19 protein-coding genes are annotated in these 19,200 nt (G+C 68.2%); 3 read left to right on the top strand and 16 right to left on the bottom strand.

The window, feature by feature from the left end:
• Window positions 1-6: 6 nt before the first annotated feature.
• The 6 genes from AC07ZS_RS03740 to AC07ZS_RS03765 all read right to left on the bottom strand — a co-directional run bounded on the left by AC07ZS_RS03740 (window position 7) and on the right by AC07ZS_RS03765 (window position 5,537).
• Entirely contained in the window at window positions 7-996 is a 990-nt protein-coding gene (locus AC07ZS_RS03740) for an acetamidase/formamidase family protein (RefSeq protein WP_494797283.1), read from the bottom strand.
• Window positions 993-1,724 carry an ABC transporter ATP-binding protein gene (locus AC07ZS_RS03745; protein WP_494797284.1) on the bottom strand — a complete coding sequence of 244 codons (732 nt, stop codon included), beginning with the start codon at window positions 1,722-1,724 and terminating at the stop codon, window positions 993-995. Before AC07ZS_RS03745 ends, AC07ZS_RS03740 begins: the two co-directional genes overlap by 4 nt.
• The gene (locus tag AC07ZS_RS03750; RefSeq protein WP_494797285.1) at window positions 1,717-2,448 is read right to left on the bottom strand and encodes an ABC transporter ATP-binding protein; all 732 of its coding nucleotides are present in this window, start codon (window positions 2,446-2,448) and stop codon (window positions 1,717-1,719) included. The genes AC07ZS_RS03745 and AC07ZS_RS03750 overlap by 8 nt, the downstream gene beginning before the upstream one ends.
• Entirely contained in the window at window positions 2,445-3,362 is a 918-nt protein-coding gene (locus tag AC07ZS_RS03755) for a branched-chain amino acid ABC transporter permease (protein WP_494797286.1), read from the bottom strand. Before AC07ZS_RS03755 ends, AC07ZS_RS03750 begins: the two co-directional genes overlap by 4 nt.
• On the bottom strand, window positions 3,359-4,234 hold the full coding sequence (locus AC07ZS_RS03760; protein ID WP_494797287.1) for a branched-chain amino acid ABC transporter permease: 876 nt from the start codon (window positions 4,232-4,234) through the stop codon (window positions 3,359-3,361). Before AC07ZS_RS03760 ends, AC07ZS_RS03755 begins: the two co-directional genes overlap by 4 nt.
• Window positions 4,235-4,322: 88 nt before the next feature.
• A complete protein-coding gene (locus tag AC07ZS_RS03765; protein ID WP_494797288.1) occupies window positions 4,323-5,537 on the bottom strand; it encodes an amino acid ABC transporter substrate-binding protein in 1,215 nt (404 codons plus the stop codon).
• Between the two features lie 95 nt (window positions 5,538-5,632).
• Here AC07ZS_RS03765 and AC07ZS_RS03770 point away from each other — a divergent pair, with 95 nt between their 5' ends.
• Window positions 5,633-6,541: a LysR family transcriptional regulator gene (locus AC07ZS_RS03770; RefSeq protein WP_494797289.1), complete on the top strand. Its 909-nt coding sequence runs from the start codon at window positions 5,633-5,635 to the stop codon at window positions 6,539-6,541.
• Between the two features lie 7 nt (window positions 6,542-6,548).
• Here AC07ZS_RS03770 and AC07ZS_RS03775 read toward each other — a convergent pair whose 3' ends face one another.
• Entirely contained in the window at window positions 6,549-8,243 is a 1,695-nt protein-coding gene (locus AC07ZS_RS03775; RefSeq protein WP_494797290.1) for a response regulator, read from the bottom strand.
• Window positions 8,244-8,366: 123 nt separating this feature from the next.
• Entirely contained in the window at window positions 8,367-8,642 is a 276-nt protein-coding gene (locus tag AC07ZS_RS03780; RefSeq protein WP_494797291.1) for a metal/formaldehyde-sensitive transcriptional repressor, read from the bottom strand.
• 66 nt (window positions 8,643-8,708) lie between these two features.
• Here AC07ZS_RS03780 and dmeF point away from each other — a divergent pair, with 66 nt between their 5' ends.
• A complete protein-coding gene (gene dmeF, locus AC07ZS_RS03785; RefSeq protein WP_494797292.1) occupies window positions 8,709-9,656 on the top strand; it encodes a CDF family Co(II)/Ni(II) efflux transporter DmeF in 948 nt (315 codons plus the stop codon).
• Between the two features lie 18 nt (window positions 9,657-9,674).
• Here dmeF and AC07ZS_RS03790 read toward each other — a convergent pair whose 3' ends face one another.
• The 3 genes from AC07ZS_RS03790 to AC07ZS_RS03800 are packed head-to-tail and all read right to left on the bottom strand — an operon-like array spanning window position 9,675 to window position 12,061.
• Window positions 9,675-10,508: an urease accessory protein UreD gene (locus tag AC07ZS_RS03790; RefSeq protein WP_494797293.1), complete on the bottom strand. Its 834-nt coding sequence runs from the start codon at window positions 10,506-10,508 to the stop codon at window positions 9,675-9,677.
• Window positions 10,509-10,538: 30 nt separating this feature from the next.
• Entirely contained in the window at window positions 10,539-11,030 is a 492-nt protein-coding gene (locus AC07ZS_RS03795) for a nucleoside deaminase (protein ID WP_494797294.1), read from the bottom strand.
• Window positions 11,027-12,061 (bottom strand): ABC transporter substrate-binding protein, encoded by a 1,035-nt coding sequence (locus AC07ZS_RS03800; protein WP_494797295.1) that lies wholly within the window; start codon window positions 12,059-12,061, stop codon window positions 11,027-11,029. Before AC07ZS_RS03800 ends, AC07ZS_RS03795 begins: the two co-directional genes overlap by 4 nt.
• Window positions 12,062-12,342: 281 nt before the next feature.
• Between AC07ZS_RS03800 and AC07ZS_RS03805 the strand changes: the two genes are divergently transcribed.
• Window positions 12,343-13,362 (top strand): aromatic ring-hydroxylating dioxygenase subunit alpha, encoded by a 1,020-nt coding sequence (locus AC07ZS_RS03805; RefSeq protein ID WP_494797296.1) that lies wholly within the window; start codon window positions 12,343-12,345, stop codon window positions 13,360-13,362.
• 433 nt (window positions 13,363-13,795) lie between these two features.
• Here the strand turns inward: AC07ZS_RS03805 and AC07ZS_RS03810 are convergent, their stop codons facing one another.
• The 5 genes from AC07ZS_RS03810 to AC07ZS_RS03830 all read right to left on the bottom strand — a co-directional run bounded on the left by AC07ZS_RS03810 (window position 13,796) and on the right by AC07ZS_RS03830 (window position 18,747).
• Window positions 13,796-14,272 carry a nucleoside deaminase gene (locus AC07ZS_RS03810; protein WP_494797297.1) on the bottom strand — a complete coding sequence of 159 codons (477 nt, stop codon included), beginning with the start codon at window positions 14,270-14,272 and terminating at the stop codon, window positions 13,796-13,798.
• A complete protein-coding gene (locus AC07ZS_RS03815) occupies window positions 14,269-15,036 on the bottom strand; it encodes an ABC transporter permease (protein WP_494797298.1) in 768 nt (255 codons plus the stop codon). Before AC07ZS_RS03815 ends, AC07ZS_RS03810 begins: the two co-directional genes overlap by 4 nt.
• Before the next feature lie 14 nt (window positions 15,037-15,050).
• Window positions 15,051-15,881, bottom strand: a complete 831-nt coding sequence (locus tag AC07ZS_RS03820) for an ABC transporter ATP-binding protein (protein WP_494797299.1) — start codon at window positions 15,879-15,881, stop codon at window positions 15,051-15,053.
• Between the two features lie 69 nt (window positions 15,882-15,950).
• The gene (locus tag AC07ZS_RS03825; RefSeq protein ID WP_494797300.1) at window positions 15,951-16,985 is read right to left on the bottom strand and encodes an ABC transporter substrate-binding protein; all 1,035 of its coding nucleotides are present in this window, start codon (window positions 16,983-16,985) and stop codon (window positions 15,951-15,953) included.
• 280 nt (window positions 16,986-17,265) lie between these two features.
• A complete protein-coding gene (locus tag AC07ZS_RS03830) occupies window positions 17,266-18,747 on the bottom strand; it encodes a nucleobase:cation symporter-2 family protein (protein WP_494797301.1) in 1,482 nt (493 codons plus the stop codon).
• Between the last annotated feature and the right edge of the window lie 453 nt (window positions 18,748-19,200).

Genomic DNA, 19,200 nt, shown 5'->3' on the forward strand with positions numbered 1-19,200 from the left:
GGTGGGTCATGGCACGGGTCCCCACCAGGCCTCGGCCGTGGGGGCGACCAGCGATTTGGGGATGCAGCCGTGGATGCCCTTGACGCCGTCCACGAGCTGGGTGACCTCGAAGTCCACCACCAGGCTGGCCAGCGCGTAGGCCTCGCCCGTGTCCACGCCCGCGAAGGCCTGCAGCACCTCGACCGCGCGCCGCACCGCGTCGGCGGCGGCGGTGTCGAGGTCTTCGTTCAGGCCCATCACGATGTAGTGGCTGGGCGTTTCGGCCATGGGCCAGGCGAGTGTGCGGCGTGGGTGCAGCACGAATTCCAGCCGGGTCGTCATGGAGGTTTCCAGTGCGGTCAGGTTGACCTCGCCGTTGCCCTGCACGCCGTGGCCGTCGCCGGTGAAGAAGAGCGCGCCCGGCACCTGCACCGGCAGGTACAGGCGCGCGCCGGGCACCAGGTGCTTGAGGTCGATGTTGCCACCGAAGCGCCCGGGCGGGATCGACGACACGCGCGAGGTGGGCGCCACCGCCATGATGCCCATGAAGGGCCGCAGCGGAATGTCCAGCCCCTCGCGGAAGCGGGCGGTGCGGCGCGCCGGGTCGATCGGCAGCACCTGGGTGCGTGGCTCGGGCAACAGGTCGGGCAGGCTGCCAGCGCCGGGCCGCGTGAAGTTGACGCCGTAGTGCGGTGCGCGCGGCTCGACTTCGTGGATGCGCACCTCCAGCACGTCACCGGGTTCGGCGCCGTCGATGTGGATCGGGCCGGTGAGCACGTGCGGCCCGATGTCCTTCGGCACGGTCTTCACGATGTCGCAGATGTCCTGCGCGGCGTCGGTGAGCCCGAGCCCGTGGCGCTCGAAGAAGGCCTCGGGCGCGTCGGGCGGCACGCACAGCGCGTTGACGGTGTCGATGCGCACCGTGGTGCCCGAGGCGATGCGCAGCACCGGCGGCACGTCGGGCGCGAGAAAGCCCCAGACCACCGTCTCGGGGCGCGAGCGCAGATGAGGGCTCATGCGGACACGCCTTCGGTGGCGACGCCGCCCAGGTAGGCGCGCTGCACGGCCGGGTCCTGCGCGAGGTCCTGCGCCGAGCCCTGGCCGACGATGCGGCCGTTCTCCAGCAGGTAGCCGCGGTCGGCGATGCGCAGGCTGCGGCGCGCGTTCTGCTCCACCAGCAGCACGCTCACGCCCAGGGTGCGGATCTGCGCCAGCGCGCGGAACAGCTCGCCCGTCATGATGGGCGAGAGCCCCAGCGAGGGTTCGTCGAGCAGCAGCACACGGGGCTGCGACATCAGCGCGCGGCCGATGGCCACCATCTGCTGTTCACCACCGCTCATGGTCTGCGCCATCTGGCCCATGCGCTGTTCCAGCTTGGGGAAGATGGACAGCACCCGCTGCAGCTGCTCTTTCTCGCCGGCGCGTGCGCGCTTCGCGTGGGCGCCGAGCTGCAAGTTTTCGCGCACGCTGAGCTCGCCGAAGATGCCGCGCCCCTCAGGCACCAGGGCGATGCCGGCTTCCACCACCGCATGGGCGGGCAGGGCGAGCAGGTCCTGCCCGTCGAGCGCGATGCGGCTGCCCGGCAAGGACGGAATGAGGCGCGCGATGCACTTGAGCAGGGTGGACTTGCCGGCGCCGTTGGCGCCCAGCATCACCACCACCTCGCCCGCGCCGATGCGCAGGTCCACCCCTTGCAGCGCCACGTGGTGGCCGTAGCTCGCGCTGGCCTGGCTGACTTCAAGCATCGTCGTCTCCCAGGTAGGCGCGCACCACGGCCGGTTCGGCCAGCGCGGCGGCCGGCGGGCCGTCGGCGATGCGGGTGCCGGCGTTCATGATCACGCAGCGGTCGCACAGCGCGCGGATCGCCTCCATCACGTGTTCCACCATCAGCATGGTGATGCCTTCCTCGCGCAGCGAGCGCAACAGGGCGATGCCGTCCACCAGTTCGGAGGGGTTGAGCCCGGACAGCCATTCGTCCAGCAGCAGCAGGCGCGGCCGCAGCGCGAGCGCGCGCGCCAGCTCCAGCCGCTTCTGGTTGATGTAGGTGAGTTCGCTGGCGGTGGTGTGGGCGAAGTCCGCCATGCCCACGCGCTCCAGCAGCTTCAGGGCTTGCGCGCGCGAGGCGCGCTGAGGCAGGTTCTGCGTGCCGAAGGCCAGACCGGCCTGCACGTTCTCCACGCAGTCCATGGAGCCCAGCACGCGCACGAGCTGGAAGGTGCGGGCCACGCCAGCGCGCGCCACGCGGAAGGCCGGCAGCCCGGTCAGTTCCTGGCCTTGCAGGGTCACCGAGCCGGCCGTGGGCGGCAGCGCGCCCGAGATCAGGTTGATCACCGTGGTCTTGCCCGAGCCGTTGGGCCCGAGCAGACCGACGATCTCGCCCTGGGCGACCGAGAAGTCCACGCCATTGACCGCGACCAGGCCGCCGAAGCGCTTGACCAGGCCGTTCACCTGCAACAGGGGGGCGCTCATGGCTTGCCTCCCTGCAGACGGTCCATCAGGCCCACGATGCCGCGCGGCGCCAGGTAGACGATGACAAGGAAGGTGCAGCCGAGCAGGATGCTGAAGTAGTTCGGGAAGTTGGCCGAGAGGAACTCGAACAGCAGCACCAGCGGGATCACGCCCAGCAGCGGCCCGTGCAGGCGCGCGGCGCCACCGAGCAGCGCCATGATCAGCACCTGGAACGAGACCACCGGGTTGAAGGCGATGGTCGGGTCGATGTAGGTCCAGCGCGGCGCCACGATGGCGCCGGCCAGGGCCATGAACATGGCGCTGATGCCGAACACCAGCAGCTTGGCGAAGGTGGTGTGCACGCCGCAGTGGCGCGCGACCATCTCGTCGTCGCCGATCATGCGCAGCGCCAGCCCCACACGGGAGCGCTTCACCAGCCAGCCCGCGACGTAGACCAGCGCGGCCAGCGCGGTGAGCTGCCAGACGATGTGCTTCTGCTCGATGTCCAGGAACAGGTAGCGCCCGACCGAGCCCGAGTGGTTGGCCTCGTACCAGGTCACGACCTGGCGGATCAGCTCGGCCAGGCCGAAGGTGAAGATCACGAAGTACACGCCGCGCAGCCGCAGCGTGGCCAGGCCCACCAGCAGCGCCACCGCCAGCGCGGCGAGCGCGGCCGTGGCCAGCACCGCCGGCCAGGGCCAGGCCTCGCCGAACACCGCGGCCACGTACACGCCCAGGCCGAAGAAGGCCACGGTGGCCAGCGAGACATAGCCCGTGGGCCCCGAGAACAGGGCCCAAGCCGTGGCCAGCACGGTGAAGATCAGCAGGTTGATCGCCATCGACATGGCGTAACCGCTGCCAAAGAAGGGCAGCAGCGCGCAGGCCGCCAGCCCCGCCACGCCGAGCGTGACGAACACGATGTCGCCGCGCTTCATGCCCCGGCCTTTCCGAACATGCCCGTGGGGCGGATGATGAGGACCAGCAGGAACAGGCCGAAGGTGACCGCGAGCGTGAGGCCGGGTGAGACGAAGGTGGCCACCAGGCTTTCGGTGAGGCCCAGCAGCAGGCCCGCCACCAGGCAGCCCATGAGGTTGCCCACACCGCCCATGATCACGACGATGAGGGCCTTCATGGTGAACACCACGCCCATGGACGCGTTGATGGTGAAGAACATGCTCACCAGCGTGCCGCTGGCGGCCACCAGGCCACCGCCGAGCGCGAACGCGAAGGCGGCGGCCTTGCGCACGTCGATGGCGACCAGCTGGGCCGAGGTGGGCGAGACCGCGACCGCGCGCAGGGCCGTGCCCCGGCGCGTGTGGTGCAGCACCAGGTAGAGACCGACGCCGATCACCACCGCGAAGCCCAGGGCCAGCAGGCGGTTGGCCTTGAGCGGCGAGCCCAGCAGCGTGATCACCTGGCCCAGGTAGTCGTAGTTGTAGTAGTTGCCACCGAAGATCACCAGCACGATGCCTTCGATGACGAACAGCAGGCCGAAGGTGGCCAGGATGCTGTCCACCTCCAGCGCTTCGCTGGTCCTGGCGCGCCGCACCAGCGGCGTGAGCAGCAGCTGGTAGAGCAGCCAGTTCAGGGCGAAGGCGGCGGGCGCGATCAGCAGCAGGCCCAGCAGGGGGCTCAGCGCGAAGGTGGTGAAGAGGGCGTAGGCGGCGAAGGCGGCGGCGACCAGCATCTGGCCGTAGGCCAGGTTCATGATGCGCGCCACCCCGTACTGCAGCGTGAGGCCCATTGCGATCAGGGCGTACACACCGCCCAGCGTGAGCCCGTTGAGCAGGGCGTCGATCAATGCCATGGAGCGTTACCGTGGGAGAAAGGAAAAAGGCGAGCCGCCCGCCACGTCTGCGCGTGGATCGGGCGGTGCCGGCAAGGCGAGGAAAGGCTTATGGCTTCCAGGCGGGCTTGGGCAGCGCGACCGGCTTCACGCCGATGGCGTTGGCCGGCGAGACCGGCTGGAACTGGCCGTTCTGCCACTGGCCGACCGAGGAGGCCTCGCTCCAGATGCGGTTCTTCAGCGTGACCGGGCCGATCACGGTGTTGAAGCCGCCCTTGCCGATCTCGGCCGAGACGGCCTTGCGCTCGATGCTGTTGGCGCGCTCGATCGCCTGCTGCAGCACCTGCAGCGTGGCGTAGGTCACCGCGCTGCCGTTGTAGTCGGCCTCCTTCTTGAAGATTTCCAGGTGGCGGGCGCGGTAGGCCTTGGTCACCGGCAGTTCGGGGCTCACGCCGCCCAGGCCCAGCACGCCTTCGGCATTGGCGCCGAAGCGGTCCTTGAAGACCGGGAACACGGTGCCGATGGCGGTGTAGAACAGCTTGGGGTTGAAGCCCACGGCGCGCGCCTGGTCGGTCAGCGCCAGGGTGTCGGGTGGGTAGCTGAAGGCCAGGAAGACCTCGGGGTCGCGGCGCTTGACTTCGTTCAGGATGGACTGCAGATCCTGCGAGCCCAGCGGGTAACTCTGGTCGTAGACGACGTTGAAGTTGCCCTTCTTCAGGCCGTCGCGCGCGGCCTTGGACAGTTCCACGCCGAACTGGTCGGCCACGTTGACGATGGCGACATCGCCCTTGATCTTGCCTTCGCTGCGCAGCCGCGTGAGCAGGTCGATCACGCCGTTGGCGTAGTCGGTGGAGGTGAGCGTGAAGAAGAAGGTGTTGGGCCAGCGTTCGCGCAGTTGCGGAATGCGGTCCGTGATCATGGTGGTCGTCAGGTGCGGGTAGCCGTGGCGGTCCAGGATGGGCGCGACCGCGAGGTTCATCGCCGTGCCCCAGGGCGGCAGGATGAAGTCGACCTTGTCCTGGTTGACCAGGCGCTCGACGGCGCGCACGCCTTCCTCGGAGCTGCTGCGGTCGTCGTACTCGACGAACTTCACCGGCACGCGCTTGCCGTTGATGAGCATGCCACCGGACTTCTCCAGGTCCTGCTGCCACAGCTGGTAGTTCGGCAGCACGGTGGTGCTGGCACCACCCGCGTAGGGGCCGGTCTTGGAAATGGCGTAGCCGATGCGGATCTCGGTCGGGTCGGCGGCGTGGGCGGGCAGGGCCGCCAGGGCGCACAGGGTGGCGGCCACGGCCATCCCGATCAGGGTGGTCCTCTTCTTCATGCTTGTCTCCGGTGGGTGTTGTTGTTGAGTCGCGGAGTTTCACGGTCTGTCACATATTCGGCAATAAGATCAGGGGGATATCGAATATCAATGCCATGCATATCAACGACATCGACCTCAACCTGTTGCGCCTGTTCGCCGCGATCTACCGCGCCGGCAGCGTGAGCCGCGCCGCCGAGCAGGTGGGCCTGACGCAGCCGGCCGCCAGCCACGGCCTGGGCCGCCTGCGGCTGCTGCTGGAAGACGCGCTTTTCGTGCGCACGCCCGGCGGCGTGAAGCCGACGCCGCGCGCCGAGCGCCTGGCGGGCGCGGTGCAGAACGCGCTGGCCATCGTCGAGCAGGCGATCAACGAGTCCACCGGTTTCGACCCGCAGCGCTCGCGCCGGCTCTTTCGCCTGCACATGAGCGACATCGGCGAAAACCGCTTTCTGCCCGAGCTCATGGTCAGCCTGCAGCAGCTCGCGCCCGGTGTGCGCGTGGCCAGCCGCCCGGTGGCCCACGCGCAGCTGGCCGATGCGCTGGACACCGGGGTGATCGACTTCGCCTTTGGTTTTCTGCCCCAGGTGAAGGAGACGCAGCGCACCGAGCTGCTGCGCGACCGCTACGTGGTGCTGATGCGCGCCGGCCACCCCATGCACGCGCCCTTGAAGCGCCTGAAGGGGGCGGCGCAGCTCAAGGCGCTGCAGAAGCTGGAGTTCGTGGGCGTGCGCTCGCACAGCGACACGCTGCGCATCCTGGAGCAGACCGGCCTGCAGGACCGCCTGCGCCTGACCACCGAGCACTTCATGGTGCTGCCCTCGATCGTGAGCGCGACCGACCTTTGCGTGGTGATGCCGGGCAACATCGCGCGCGGCTTCGTGGCCTCGGGCGGTTGCGTGATGGTGCAGCCGCCGTTCGTGGACTGCAACTTCACGGTGTCATTGCACTGGAGCCACCGCTTCGAGAGCGACCCGGACAACCGCTGGTTCCGGGAGCAGGTGGTGCGCCTGTTCTGCGAACTCTGAGGCGCGCTCAGGCGGCGGGCTGGGCCGCGGTGCCGGTCAGGCTTTCGGGACTGGGCGGCTTGTAGCCGGCCGACAGCGAGACGCCGCCCGGCGGCGTCTGGCCGCTGTTGGTGTGCTCTCCCAGGCGGGTGATGGGCGCGGTGGTGTGGAAGCGCGCGCGCAGCGCTTCCACGCGTTCCTGCAGCGCCGGGTAGCTGCTCATGCGCTCGCTGTAGCGCTGCAGCACCTGGTGCGCCGATTCGATCAGCTTGGCGTTGCCGGTGCGTTCGCCGGCCTCGAGCAGCTGTTCCACCGTGCCCTGCGGGTCGCCCTTGAGGCTCAGGGCCATGGCGTCCTGCGAGATGCGCAGCACCTGGGCGTGGGCGGCGCGGATGCGGTCGGCGTGCGCGCTCTCGCCGCCAGCCGCGCAGGCCAGCAGCTCGGTCATGGCGCGGCTGGTGCCGAAACGCAGCGCGAGCTTGTCCACCGCGCCTTCGGCGTCCTGCATGGGCAGGGAGCGCATCGCGAGCCGGCCCATCAGGGCGAGCAGGTTGCAGGCGGATTCGAAGTCGAAGTCCGGCGTGAGCACGCTGTCGGTCAGGCGGCGCACGTCGTCAACGGCGCGCGTGGTGTTCTGCTGCTGCAGCGCGAGCAGGCTCTCGGCCATGGCCAGCAGGCGGTGCGGCCGCGCGGGGGCGTGGCTGCGGTCGCGCAGCCGGGTGAGCTGGTCCACCGTGCGCTGCAGGCCGCGCGCGTCGTTGTTGTCGAGCCGGGCGAAGGCCAGCAGCAGCAGGGCCTGGGCGTCGTACATCTTGGAGTCCAGGCCCAGGCGCGTGGCGCGGTCGAGCAACTCCACACCGACGCTGCGCTCGCCGGTGTAGTAGGCCAGCATGCCGTGCTTGAGCAGGCGGCTGATGGACGAGGGCGTGAGGCGCGTGGCCATCTCGTAGGTGGTGAGCGCGCTCTGGAAATTGCCCAGCTCGAACTGCGCGCGGCCCATCACGTCGTAGGCGTCGGCGTAGGCATCGTCGTCGCGGATCAGGCTCTCCAGCGTGGTCACGGCCTTGGCCGGCTGACCGCTTTCGAGCTGCGCGCGCGCGACGCCCAGGCGCGCCCAGGGCAGGGTCTTGGCCTCGATCACCGCCTGGTACAGGGTCTGCGCCTCGTCCACGCGGCCGCCGCGCAGCATCAGTTCGGCGCCGATGCGCGCGGCATAGAGCCAGTAGGCCTGGCGCGACTCGAAGCGGATCTGGCACAGGTCGGCGGCGCGCTCGAAGTCCTGCGCGTCGATGGCGCTGAAGATCTCCTGCAGCGACTGTTTGCGCATGCGCGCCTGCACGATGCGGTGGGCCAGGCGCGCGGCGGTGTGGGGCTTGAGCAGGTAGGCGTCCAGCGCCGATTCGGCGGCCTCGGCCACGCTGGCGTAGGAGGCCTCGGCCGTGAGCATCACGAACACGGTGTGAAAGGGCAGCAGCTGGTTGCGGCGCAGGTCATCGAGCAGGTCCTGGCCGGAGCCGGACTCGCGCTCGAAGCGCTGTTCGCAGATGACCACGTCGAAGCTCGCCATCTCCAGCTTGCGCCGCGCGTCGGTCAGGCGCGAGCACTGCACGACGGTGCCCACGCCCAGGTCGCGCAGTTGCGAGACCAGGATGGAGCGCGATTGCAGGTTGCCCTCGATCACGAGCGCGTGGGCGTCGTGGAGCTGGTTGGGTGCGGAAGGCATGAACGGACGCAAAAGGGGCAATGTCAGGATTCTGCCCAGCGCCACGCACCATGATGGGGAGAAGAAGGCGGCGATTCCGGTGCTTTTCGGGCAGCGGACGAACGGTCGCCCCCGGGCCGGGGGTCAGCGCAGGTAGGAGCGCAGGGCGGCCACCACCGCGGCCACGTCCTCGTCGCGCTGGGCCGGCTCGACCGCATCGGGGCCCAGGTGTTCGCGGATGTGCCCTTCCAGCACCTCGGCCATCAGGCCGTTCACGGCGCCGCGCACGGCCGCGATCTGCTGCAGCACCGCGGTGCACTCGGCCTCGCCCGAGAGCGCCCGCTCCAGGGCCTCGGCCTGGCCCTTGATGCGCCGAACGCGCGCCAGCAGCTTCTTTTTCCCGGTGATCGTGTGGGCCATCGAGGGGGTGTTTCCTGCAGATGAATATACTGGGGTGGAGTATATTGAATTCGACAGGATACCGACATGAACCACTCGCACGCCCTGCCGGGCTGGCGGCATTCGCACGTTTTTGGTGAAGGCAACCCGCTGGCCGAACGCAACACGAAATGGGCGGTGCTGCTCACCGCCGCGATGATGGTGGCGGAGATCGCGGGCGGCTGGATCTACAACTCCATGGCCTTGCTGGCCGACGGCTGGCACATGAGCTCGCACGCCCTGGCGCTGGGCCTTTCGGCGGCGGCCTATGTGGCGGCGCGGCGGCTTTCGGGTGACGGCCGCTTCGCGTTCGGCACCTGGAAGATCGAGATCCTGGGCAGCTACAGCAGCGCCATCCTGCTGGTGCTGGTGGCGCTGTTCATGCTCTACCACTCGGTGGAGCGCCTGCTGGCGCCGACGGCCATCCACTACGACCAGGCGATCGCCATCGCGGTGGTGGGCCTGCTGGTCAACCTCGCCTGCGCCTGGCTGCTGCGCGGCGGCCATGGGCATGACCACGGTCACGACCATCACCACCACCACGGCGATCACGCCGCACCGCAGGACCTGAACCTGCGCGCGGCCTACCTGCATGTGGTGGCCGACGCGGCAACCTCGGCACTGGCCATCGTGGCATTGTTCGGCGGCAAGCTCTGGGGCGCGGCCTGGCTCGACCCGGTGATGGGCATCGTCGGCGCCGGGCTGGTGGCGGCCTGGGCCGTCGGCCTGCTGCGCGACTCGGGGCGGGTGCTGCTGGACGCGGAAATGAGCGCGCCGGTGGTGCAGGAGATCCGCGACGCCATCGCGGCCGGCCCGGTGCGGGCCGAGCTGTGCGACCTGCACGTCTGGCGCGTCGGGGCGGACCAGTACGCCTGCATCGTGTCGCTGGCGACGGCCGAAGCCGCCGGCCCGGACGACTTCAAGCGCCTGCTGCGGGTGCACGAGGAACTGGTGCACATCTCGGTCGAGGTGAACCGGGTGCCGGCCGCCGCCTGACGCCGGCGCGGCGCGGGGTCAGACCCGCCAGATGCGCGGTGGCACGGCCGACAGCCCCCAGGCCTCGGTGCGCAGCGCGGCCCAGACGCGCTGGAACAGCGCCATCAAGGGCTCCACCAGGGGCGCGACGGCGCGCAGCACCAGCATCTGCGGGTTGGGGCAGGTGGCGCCGGCCTGCACGCCCTCGAGGTCGCCTTCCAGTTGCGCGCGCACGGCTTCCAGCAGGTGCTCGCGCCGCTCGCGCGTGAGCGGGGTGCCGCAGGCCAGCCACAGCGTGCCCAGGCAGCGCTGGCCGGCCAGCCCCAGGGGCGATTCGAGCAGGCGGGTGTCGGCCGCGTCGATGCGCGAGCGCTCCAGCCACAGGCCCGGGATTTCCAGGTGCTGGGTGAGGCTGCCGCGGTCGAAGGGCTGGCCGGCGGTGGGCAGGCCAAGCGCGCACACGTCCCAGCCGATCAGTTCGGCCTCTTCGGCCAGCGTGGCGCGCAGCGTGTTCTGCGCCAGGCAGCCCGGGTAGGCGATGGCTTCGAGCGGCAGCCATTCGAGCCGCGCGCCGGCCTCCAGCGCGAGCTCGACCTGCTGCGTGGCGGTCGGGCCGTCCGAGCGGTAGAAGCGCGTGGCGCCCGGCGTGGAGAGCAGGCCGTGCGCCTGGGCGCCCGCGCGCACGCGCAGATCCAGCGTGTCGCCGCCCACCAGCCCGCCGGGCGGGTGCACCACCACGTTGTGGCAGATGCCCTCGCCCTCGGGGTACAGGCTCTTGAGGATGCGCAATGGCCCGGTGTGGGCGTGCTGCAGCACGGTGCGCTGGGCGTCGTCGCGGCGGTAGTGGAGGTCGAGTTGGGCGTGCCAGGGCATGCGGCGAGTTTACGGGGCGGTCCGCTTCGTTCAGGTTTTCCAGAAGCCCCGGTGCGGCTCGCTCGCTTCGTCCAGCAGCGCCGGGCCGATGCATTCGATGGGGTGGGGCGAAGCTGCGAACACGTCGCGGCACGACAGCTCGGCGTCGCGTTGCTCGGCGCGTTCGCCGCGGAAAACGCGCAGGCTCACGGCGTCGATGCCGAACACCACGCGCCCGATGTTGCTCCAGAAGATCGCGCCCGCGCACATCACGCAGGGCTCGGCCGACGAGTAGAGCGTGGCGCGCGCGAGCGTCTCGCGGTCCACCACCGGGCTGAGCTGGCGCACCGCGTTGGTCTCGGCGTGGCCGGTGCAGTCGCCGGTCTCGCCGGTGCTGCACCAGGCCTCGGCGAGCACGCGGCCGTCGTCGGCGATCACCACCGCGCCGAAGGGGCGGTTGCCCCGCTCGCGCGCCACGCGCGCCCAGCCGATGGCCTGGCGCAGGTAGGCGCCGTCGCGCTCGTTCAGGGGGGCCGTTGTCATGCCTTGAGCACCCGGTCGCCAGCGGCCGGCAGCATGGCGCGGTTGAACACACCCTCCACACTGGGGCGGGCCTTGAGGCCGAACACGTCCACGACCTCGTCCACCTGTTGTTCGAGCGTGCGCTTGAAGACATCGCCCAGGCCGTGGCTGCGCGTGTCGGCGGCGGCGATGTAGCGCTGCGTGATGCGCCAGCGTTCGAGCTCGACGGCTTCGTTGAGGATGGGTTCGCGCAGCTTGGTGGCGGCGATCGCGGCGACGGGGTCGGCCATGCTCTCCTGGATGGCGCGGTTGGTGGCGCGCAGGAAGCCGGCCACGGCAGCGGGGCTCTGCGTGATCATGGCGTTGCTCGCGAGGATGGCATTGCCGTACAGGTTCACGCCGGCGCTGGTGTATTCGAGGATGGAGAGCTCGTCGAGCTTCATGCGCGCGAACAGCGAGACGGCGGAGTCGTGGAAGTAGGTGGCGCCGTCCACGTCGCCGCGCACGACGACGTTGTCGCGCGAGGCGAAGTCGGTGGTGGACCACTGGAAGAGGTCGCTCTTCACGCGCAGCTTGCGCGCCACCATGGGCCAGGCGCGGCGGGTGGACTCGACGGCGGCGGCCGCGATCTTCTTGCCTTCGAGGCTGCGGAAGTCGGTGGTGATGCCCCGGTCCTTGCGGCCGATGATCGCAAATGGTGCGCGGTTGTAGTACTGGTACACGGCCTGCACCACGGGGGTGCCGGTCTGCGCGGCCTGGAATTCGATCAGCGAGCTGATGTCGCCCAGGCCCATCTGGTACACGCCGCTGGCGATGCGCGTGATGGAGGCGACCGAGCCGGAGCCCACGTCGATGCTCACATCCAGGCCTTCGTCTTTGTAGTAGCCCTTGCTCTGGGCGAGGAAGAAGGGCGAGGTCTGGCCGGTGATGCGGAAGTCCAGCGTGAACTTGACGGGGGTGAGCTTGGGCGAGGCCTGGGCCCAGACGGTGGGTGCGGCGAGGGCCGAGACGGCGGCGGCGGAAGAGGAGGCGAGGAAGTGACGGCGTTGCATGGCAAGGCTCCGGAGGGTGGGCTTGTTCCACTCCCGCAGGCCGTTGGTGCGGCCACGGGAGACGTACAAGAGCAATTTCCGGGCGGGTGGTGTGGGGCTCACCCGCTGAACGCTTCTACTCTGCGAGGTGCCGGTATGCACGAGGCATGCCAGCCCGGTGTGGCCTGTCTTTTGCTAGCATGCAAGGCCAGAGTAGAAGCGTTCAACCCCGTACAAGGCGGGGCGGGAAATTGCTCTTGAGAACCACCCCTCGAGCCATTTCTTTCAGGAGCGCCTTCACCATGCTGGTCACCCAACAGCCCGTCTTCCGCCGTTACTGGCACGCCGTCATGCCGTTGACGATGCTGGCCGACGGCCCCAAGCCGTTCACCCTGCTGGGTGAAAACATCGTTCTCTTTCTCGACGAGCACGGCGAGCCGGCCGCGCTAAAGGACCGCTGCTGCCACCGCACCGCGAAGCTGAGCAAGGGCTGGTGCAAGAACGGGAACCTGCAGTGCGGTTACCACGGCTGGGTCTACAACCGGACGGGCCGCGTGATCCAGATTCCGCAGTACCCGCCGGAGCGCGAGATTCCCAAGGACTACGCCACCACGGCGTACCACTGCACGGCGCGCTACGGTTACGTCTGGGTGGCGCTGGAGGACCCGGTGGCGGAGATTCCCGCGATTCCGGAGTTCGAGGCCAAGGGCTGGCGCACGATCTTCCAGTTCTACGAGACCTGGAACACGAGCCCGGTGCGCGCGCTGGAGAATTCGTTCGACAACTCGCATTTCAGTTTCGTGCACCGCGCGACCTTCGGTGTGGCGGCCTCGCCGGCGCCGAGCAAGTACGAGCTGGTGGAGAACGAGGCCGGGTTTTATGCCGAGACGGTGATCGACGCGGTGAACCCTGAGAAATTCCAGCGCATCAGTGGGGTGAAGGACCCGATCACGCAGCGGCACATGCGCAACGCCTATTACCAGCCGTTTTCGCGCCGGCTGGACATCGAGTACCCGAGCGGGGTGCGCCACGTGATCATCAATGCGTTCACGCCGATCGACGATGGGCGCATGCAGTTGTGCCAATGGCTGTTCCGCAACGACACGGAGGCGGATTGTCCGGCGCAGATGCTGATCGATTTCGACGATGAGATCACGCGGGAGGACAAGGACATCCTCGAGTCCACCGACCCGGACGCGGTGGTGGATCTGCGGCGGCGGGGTGTCGAATATTCGATGGACTCCGATCGGCCTGGGATCCTGATTCGCCGGCGGTTGATGGCGCTGCTTTCCTCTGCTGGGGAGGTGGAGGTGCATCGCTGAGGGTTGCTGGCCTGGGCTTCTTCGCTGTCGGCTGGTGTCCCCCCGTTCTCCGGCGCCTGCTCGCGGGCGTCTGCCCGGGTCCGCAGAGACCCCTTCGTCAACACGACCCCTGGCGCTCAAGCTCTGTGGCAACCGCGAATGGGGCGCCTGCGCCCGGGGGGAGCACCATCCGCCGAGAGGTCGACCGGAGCCCGCCTGCAAGGGGACAGAAACCTCTTGCCTGCGTGCCTGCACCGCACTCTCGACGGTGGGTGGGGTTGACGGGCGCAGGCGCCCCATTCGCGGTTGCCACAGAGGCTGAGCGCCTGTCTGGTGTTGACGCGAAGGTGTTGGCCTGCCCGGGTGGACGCCCGCGAGCAGGCGCCGGAGAACGGCAGCCACGCCCACCGGCAGCGAAGAAGCGGTGGCGCGAAACCCGCCGAAACCGAAAGACTCAGCGAGAAGCCCAGAACCCCTGATGGGGCTCCAGCATCTCGGCCTCCAGCGAGGGCACAGGCCCGATGACCTCGATGGCCTTCTGCCCCCGCGCAAGAACCTCACGGCAGGGCAAGGACAGTGTGGGGTTCTCCTCGTGGCTGCCGGTCAACGCCAGCAAGGCTTCCTCACTCGCCCCATAGACCACCCGCCCGATGTTGGCCCAGTACAGCGTGCCCGTGCACATGGCACAAGGCTCGAACGTCGTCACCAGCGTGCAGCGCGCGAGGTACTCGCCGGGATAGTTGTCGGCCGCCACGCGGGCCAGCGTCGACTCCGCGTGGTTCACCGTGTCGATGTTGCCCTGCTCGGCCAACACGGTCTCCCCATCCGGCGCCACCAGCAGCGCACCGAACGGGTGCCGGCCCATGCTCGCCGCACGCCGCGCCACCTCATTGGCGCGGCGCAGGTGCTTTGCCACCTGATCAGGTTTCATGTGTTCTGCGAGCCCCGGTGCGCCCAGCCCGTGGTGTGCTTCTCGACGAAGCTGAACAGCTCGTACATGGCCATCGCCATCGCGCCCACCACCAGCAGACCGCTGAACGCCAGACCCATCTGCATCGACGAACCGGCCGAGATCAGCAGATAACCGATGCCCTCGTTCGACGCCGTCATCTCCGACACCGTCGTGCCCACGAAGGCCAGCGTGATCGCCACCTTCAGCGAACCGAAGAAGTAGGGCATGGAACGCGGCAGGCCCACCTTGGTCAGCACGTCCCAGCGCTTGGCGCCCAGCACGCGCAACACGTCCTCCAGCTCGGGCTCCAGCGTGGCCAGGCCGGTGGCGATGTTCACCATGATGGGGAAGAACGAGATCAGGAACGCCGTGAGAATGGCCGGGCCCACGCCGATGCCGAACCACACCACCAGGATCGGCACGAAGGCCGCCTTGGGCAAGGCGTTGAACGCCGTCATCAAGGGATAGACCGCCGCATAGGCCAGGCGCGAGCTGCCGATGAGGAAACCCAGCAGCACGCCGACCACGATCGCGATGCCGAAGCCCGCCATCGTCACCCAGAAGGTGCGCCAGGCGTGGCCCATGATGGTCGTCTTGTGCTCCATCGTCTGTTCCCAGATCCGCGAAGGGCTGGGGAAGATGAACTCGGAGACGCCGAAGGCGCGGATGACGATTTCCCAAAGAAGAACGATGGCCACCAAAAGGATCAGCGGCGACCAGCGTTCCAGGTGCTTGTTGTGCATGTGTCCGCTCCTGCTCACTGGTTGATCACGGTGCCGGCCTTGCGCATGGCGCCGATGTGGCCGCGCAGCTCGTGCACGATGTCGGTGAAATCCTTGGTGTAGGTGACCTCCAGGTCCCGCGTGCGCGGGATCGGGATGTCGCGCTGCACCACGAAGCGGCCGGGGCTGCGGCTCATGCAGTAGACCGTGTCGGCCAGGAAGACCGACTCGCGCAGGTCGTGCGTGACCAGGATGACGTTGAAGCGCTGCGCCTCCCAGAGGTCGCGCAGCGTGCACCACAGCTCTTCGCGCGTGAACGCATCGAGCGCGCCGAAGGGTTCGTCGAGCAGCAGCATCTTGGGCTCGTGGATCAGCGCGCGGCAGATGCTGGCGCGCTGCTGCATGCCGCCCGAGAGCTCCCAGGGAAACTTCTTTTCCATGCCGCCCAGGCCCACGCTGGCCAGCAGCTTCTTCGCGCGCTCTTCGTATTCCTTGCGCCGGTCCTTGAACTGGCTGCGGAAGGGCTCGACGATTTCCAGCGGCAGCAGGACGTTGTCCAGCGTGGTGCGCCAGGGCAGCAGCGAGGGGGCCTGAAACGCCATGCCCGAGATCTTCAGCGGGCCGGTGACCGGCTGGCCGTCGATGCGGATCTTGCCCATGCTGGGCATCTTCAGCCCGGTGGTGAGCTTCATGAAGGTGGACTTGCCGCAACCCGAGGGGCCGACGATGGCGATGAACTCACCCCGTTTGACCTTGAGGTTGATGTCTTCCACGGCGAAGACGTTCTTGGCCAGCAGATCGTCGTTGTAGGCCAGCCAGACCTTGTCGAAATCGACGAAGGCCTGGTCGCTGGAGGGTTCTTGCATGGGGTCTTCCTGAAAAAAGGCCAGCCGCCGTGGGGTGGCTGGCCTGGGCCAGAGGCGCGGACGGTGGTCTTATTTCTTGGCCGGCGGCAGCACGTTGAGCTCGGCGGCGGTGGGCAGCATGCTGCCGTTCCACACGGTGCTCGGATCGATGCGGGTCTTGGTGCCGTAGGCGTCGGACACTTGCGAGGCCATCAGGCTCATGCGGCCGGGGTTGATCTGGCCGAAGCCTTCCTTGCGCGCGTCGGGGCTGGCCACGACCGAGTCGATCGCCAGCACTAGGCGGCGGGTTTCGAGCGGCACGTTGATGATGCCGTCGCGGGCCTTCACGGTCTCGATGCTGGCGGCCGGGTTGGCCATGACTTCCTTGGCGCCCTTGGCGAAGGCGGTCAGGAAGGCTTTCACGGCGGCCGGGTTCTCCTTGATCATCTTGGGCGTGGCGATGATCACGTTGCCGTACAGCTTCACGCCGTAGTCGGCGTAGGGCATGATGACCACGTCCTCGGTCTTCACGCCGCGCGCTTCGAGGTTGAGCAGCGAGGTGAAGGAGAAGCCGGTGATGGCGTCGATGTCGCCGCGCACCAGCATGGTTTCACGCAGCGGCGGGTCCATGGAGGTCCAGGCCACGTTGCTCACGTTGTTGGCCTTCTGGAAGATCGGGAAGGCCTTGCGGCCGGCGTCGAACACCGGCGCGCCCAGCTTCTTGCCGTTGAGGTCGGCGGGCTTGGTGATGTTGGCCTTCTTGAGCGCGAGCACGGCGGCCGGCGTGTTGTTGTAGACCATCATCACGGCCACCGGCTTGTTGGGGGCGTCCGGGTTGTTGGCGTGGAATTCCATCAGGGCGGCCATGTCGGCGAAGCCCATGTCGTAGGTGCCCGAGGCCACGCGGGTGACGGTGCCACCCGAGCCGTTGCCGGCGTCGATGGTCACGTCCAGGCCGGCGGCCTTGAAGTAGCCCTTGGCGGCCGGTTGCAGGAACAGCGCCGCGGGACCTTCGAAGCGCCAGTCAAGCTGGAATTTGACGGGCGTCTGCGCGTGGGCGCTGCTGCCGAAGGCGGCGGCTGCGGCCAGGGCAGCGGTGGTCTTGATGAAGTGGCGCTTGTTCATGGATTCTCCTGTGTTGGGCGGGTTGCAGGGATTGCTCAGTCGTCACCCGGGCATGCCTTGTCATCAGCAATAAAGGTGCCAGCGGCGCGCATGCGTCAAAAAGGCGCCGAGGCGCCTTTTGAGCACAGAATGTGTATACAGATTCTTGTCCGGGAGCCGGGGTGCGTCATCAAGACTAACCCTGAATGGTGCGCACCACATCGGGGCTTGCACCATGTTCGGGCGTGGTTCGCCCATGAAAAAGGCCCCCGGAGGGGCCTTGTTGAAAAGCGGGAGGCGGTCAGTGCGCTTCGGCGTGCTTGGCCGCTTCGATGGCGGCGCTGGTGTCGCCCCGGCTGCCGTTGAAGTAGAGGTTGAGCGCGACGGCGCTGATGGAGGCCAGCAGGATGCCGGATTCGATCAGCGGGTGGATGGCGTGCGGCATCCACTGTTTGAAGTTGGGCGCCACCAGCGGGATCATGCCGAAGCCGATGGACACGGCGACGATGAAGAGGTTGTTGCGGTTGCCCTTGTAGTCCACGCCGGCCAGGATGCGGATGCCGGTGGCGGCGACCATGCCGAACATCACCAGGCCCGCGCCGCCCAGCACGAAGGTGGGCAGGGACTCGACCAGCGCCGCCATCTTGGGCAGCAGGCCCAGCACGATGAGGATGACGCCGCCGGCCACGCAGACGAAGCGGCTCTTGACGCCGGTGACGCCGACCAGGCCCACGTTCTGCGAGAAGCTGGTGTAGGGGAAGGTGTTGAAGATGCCGCCGATGAGGGTGCCCAGGCCGTCGGTGCGCAGGCCGGCGGTCAGCGCCTTCTGGTCGATCTTGCGGTCGGTCATGTCACCGAGGGCGAGGAACATGCCGGTGGACTCGATCATCACCACGATCATGACCAGGCTCATGGTCAGGATGAGGATGGGGTCGAAGATGGGCATGGCGATTTCGAAGGGCAGCACCAGGTCGAACCAGTTGGCGTGTTTGACTTTCTCGAATGTCATGAGGCCGGTGGCGGCGGCGACCACGGCACCGACGACGATGCCCAGCAGCACCGAGATGTTGGCGATGAAGCCGCGCGCGTATTTGGCGATGAGCAGGATGGCGGCGAGCACGATGGCGGCGATGGCGATGTGCGCGGGCTGCGCGTAGACGGGGTTGGGCACGCTGCTGGCGATCGACAGGCCTTTGGGCATGTCGGGCACCAGGCCTTTGGCGGTGGCTTCGTTGACGGTGTGCAGCCAGGTGATGTGTTCGGTGTTGGGGACAAAGGGGCTGGTGGCGCCGACGGGGTTGCCGAAGATCCAGTTGATGCCCACGCGCATGAGGCTGATGCCGATGACCGCGATGATGGTGCCGGTGACCACGGGCGGGAAGAAGCGCAGCATGCGGCTGACGATGGGCGCGATGAGGATGGAGACGATGCCCGCGCCGATGATGGAGCCGAAGATGAGGCCCGCGCCCTGGATGCCGGGGTTGCTGTTGGCCATGGCGACCATGGGGGCGACGGAGGCGAAGGTGACGCCCATCATCACGGGCAGCTTGATGCCGAACCATTGGGTGGCGCCGAGGGCCTGGATGAGGGTGACGAGGCCGCAGCAGAAGAGGTCGGCCGAGATGAGCATGGCGACCTGTTCGGGGCTGAGCTTGAGCGCGCGGCCCACGATGAGGGGGACCGCGACGGCGCCGGCGTACATCACCAGGACGTGTTGCAGACCGAGCGCGGTGAGTTTGCCGGGGGGCAGGACTTCATCAACCGGGTGGACGGAGGTGGACATGGGGACTCCTTGAGAGGGCGTGGTTCGGCGTCAATGCATGCAAAACTGTATACAGATTATGTGTACTAGTGGATTTTGGGCGGCCTAGGGGAAACCCGGTTTCGGACCGGCGGCTTTGTGTTTCATCGGTGGTTTTCCTTGCCGTTGCACCGGCCGCCGGCGCCGAGGGGGCGTGGCTCCGCGACTGTCCCCCGGACCGGCTTCGCCGGTCCTCCTCCTTTACGTCGCTGCGCCACACCCCCTCGTCACCAACGACCTCAGGGCAGTCGAGAGGAGAAAGACACGGCAGGCCCAGGGATGCCCGGCGTTCTGCGCAGCGGGGTAAAGGAGGAGCCCCGGCGAAGCCGGGGCGGGGGACACCCGCGGAGCAGAGCGCCGGGCGTCCCTGGGCCCGCGAGGTGCAGGCGCAAAAAAAAGGGACGCCAGCGGCGTCCCTTTCAAAGACAAAAAACA

Source organism: Hydrogenophaga sp. GW456-12-10-14-TSB4, assembly GCF_059424305.1.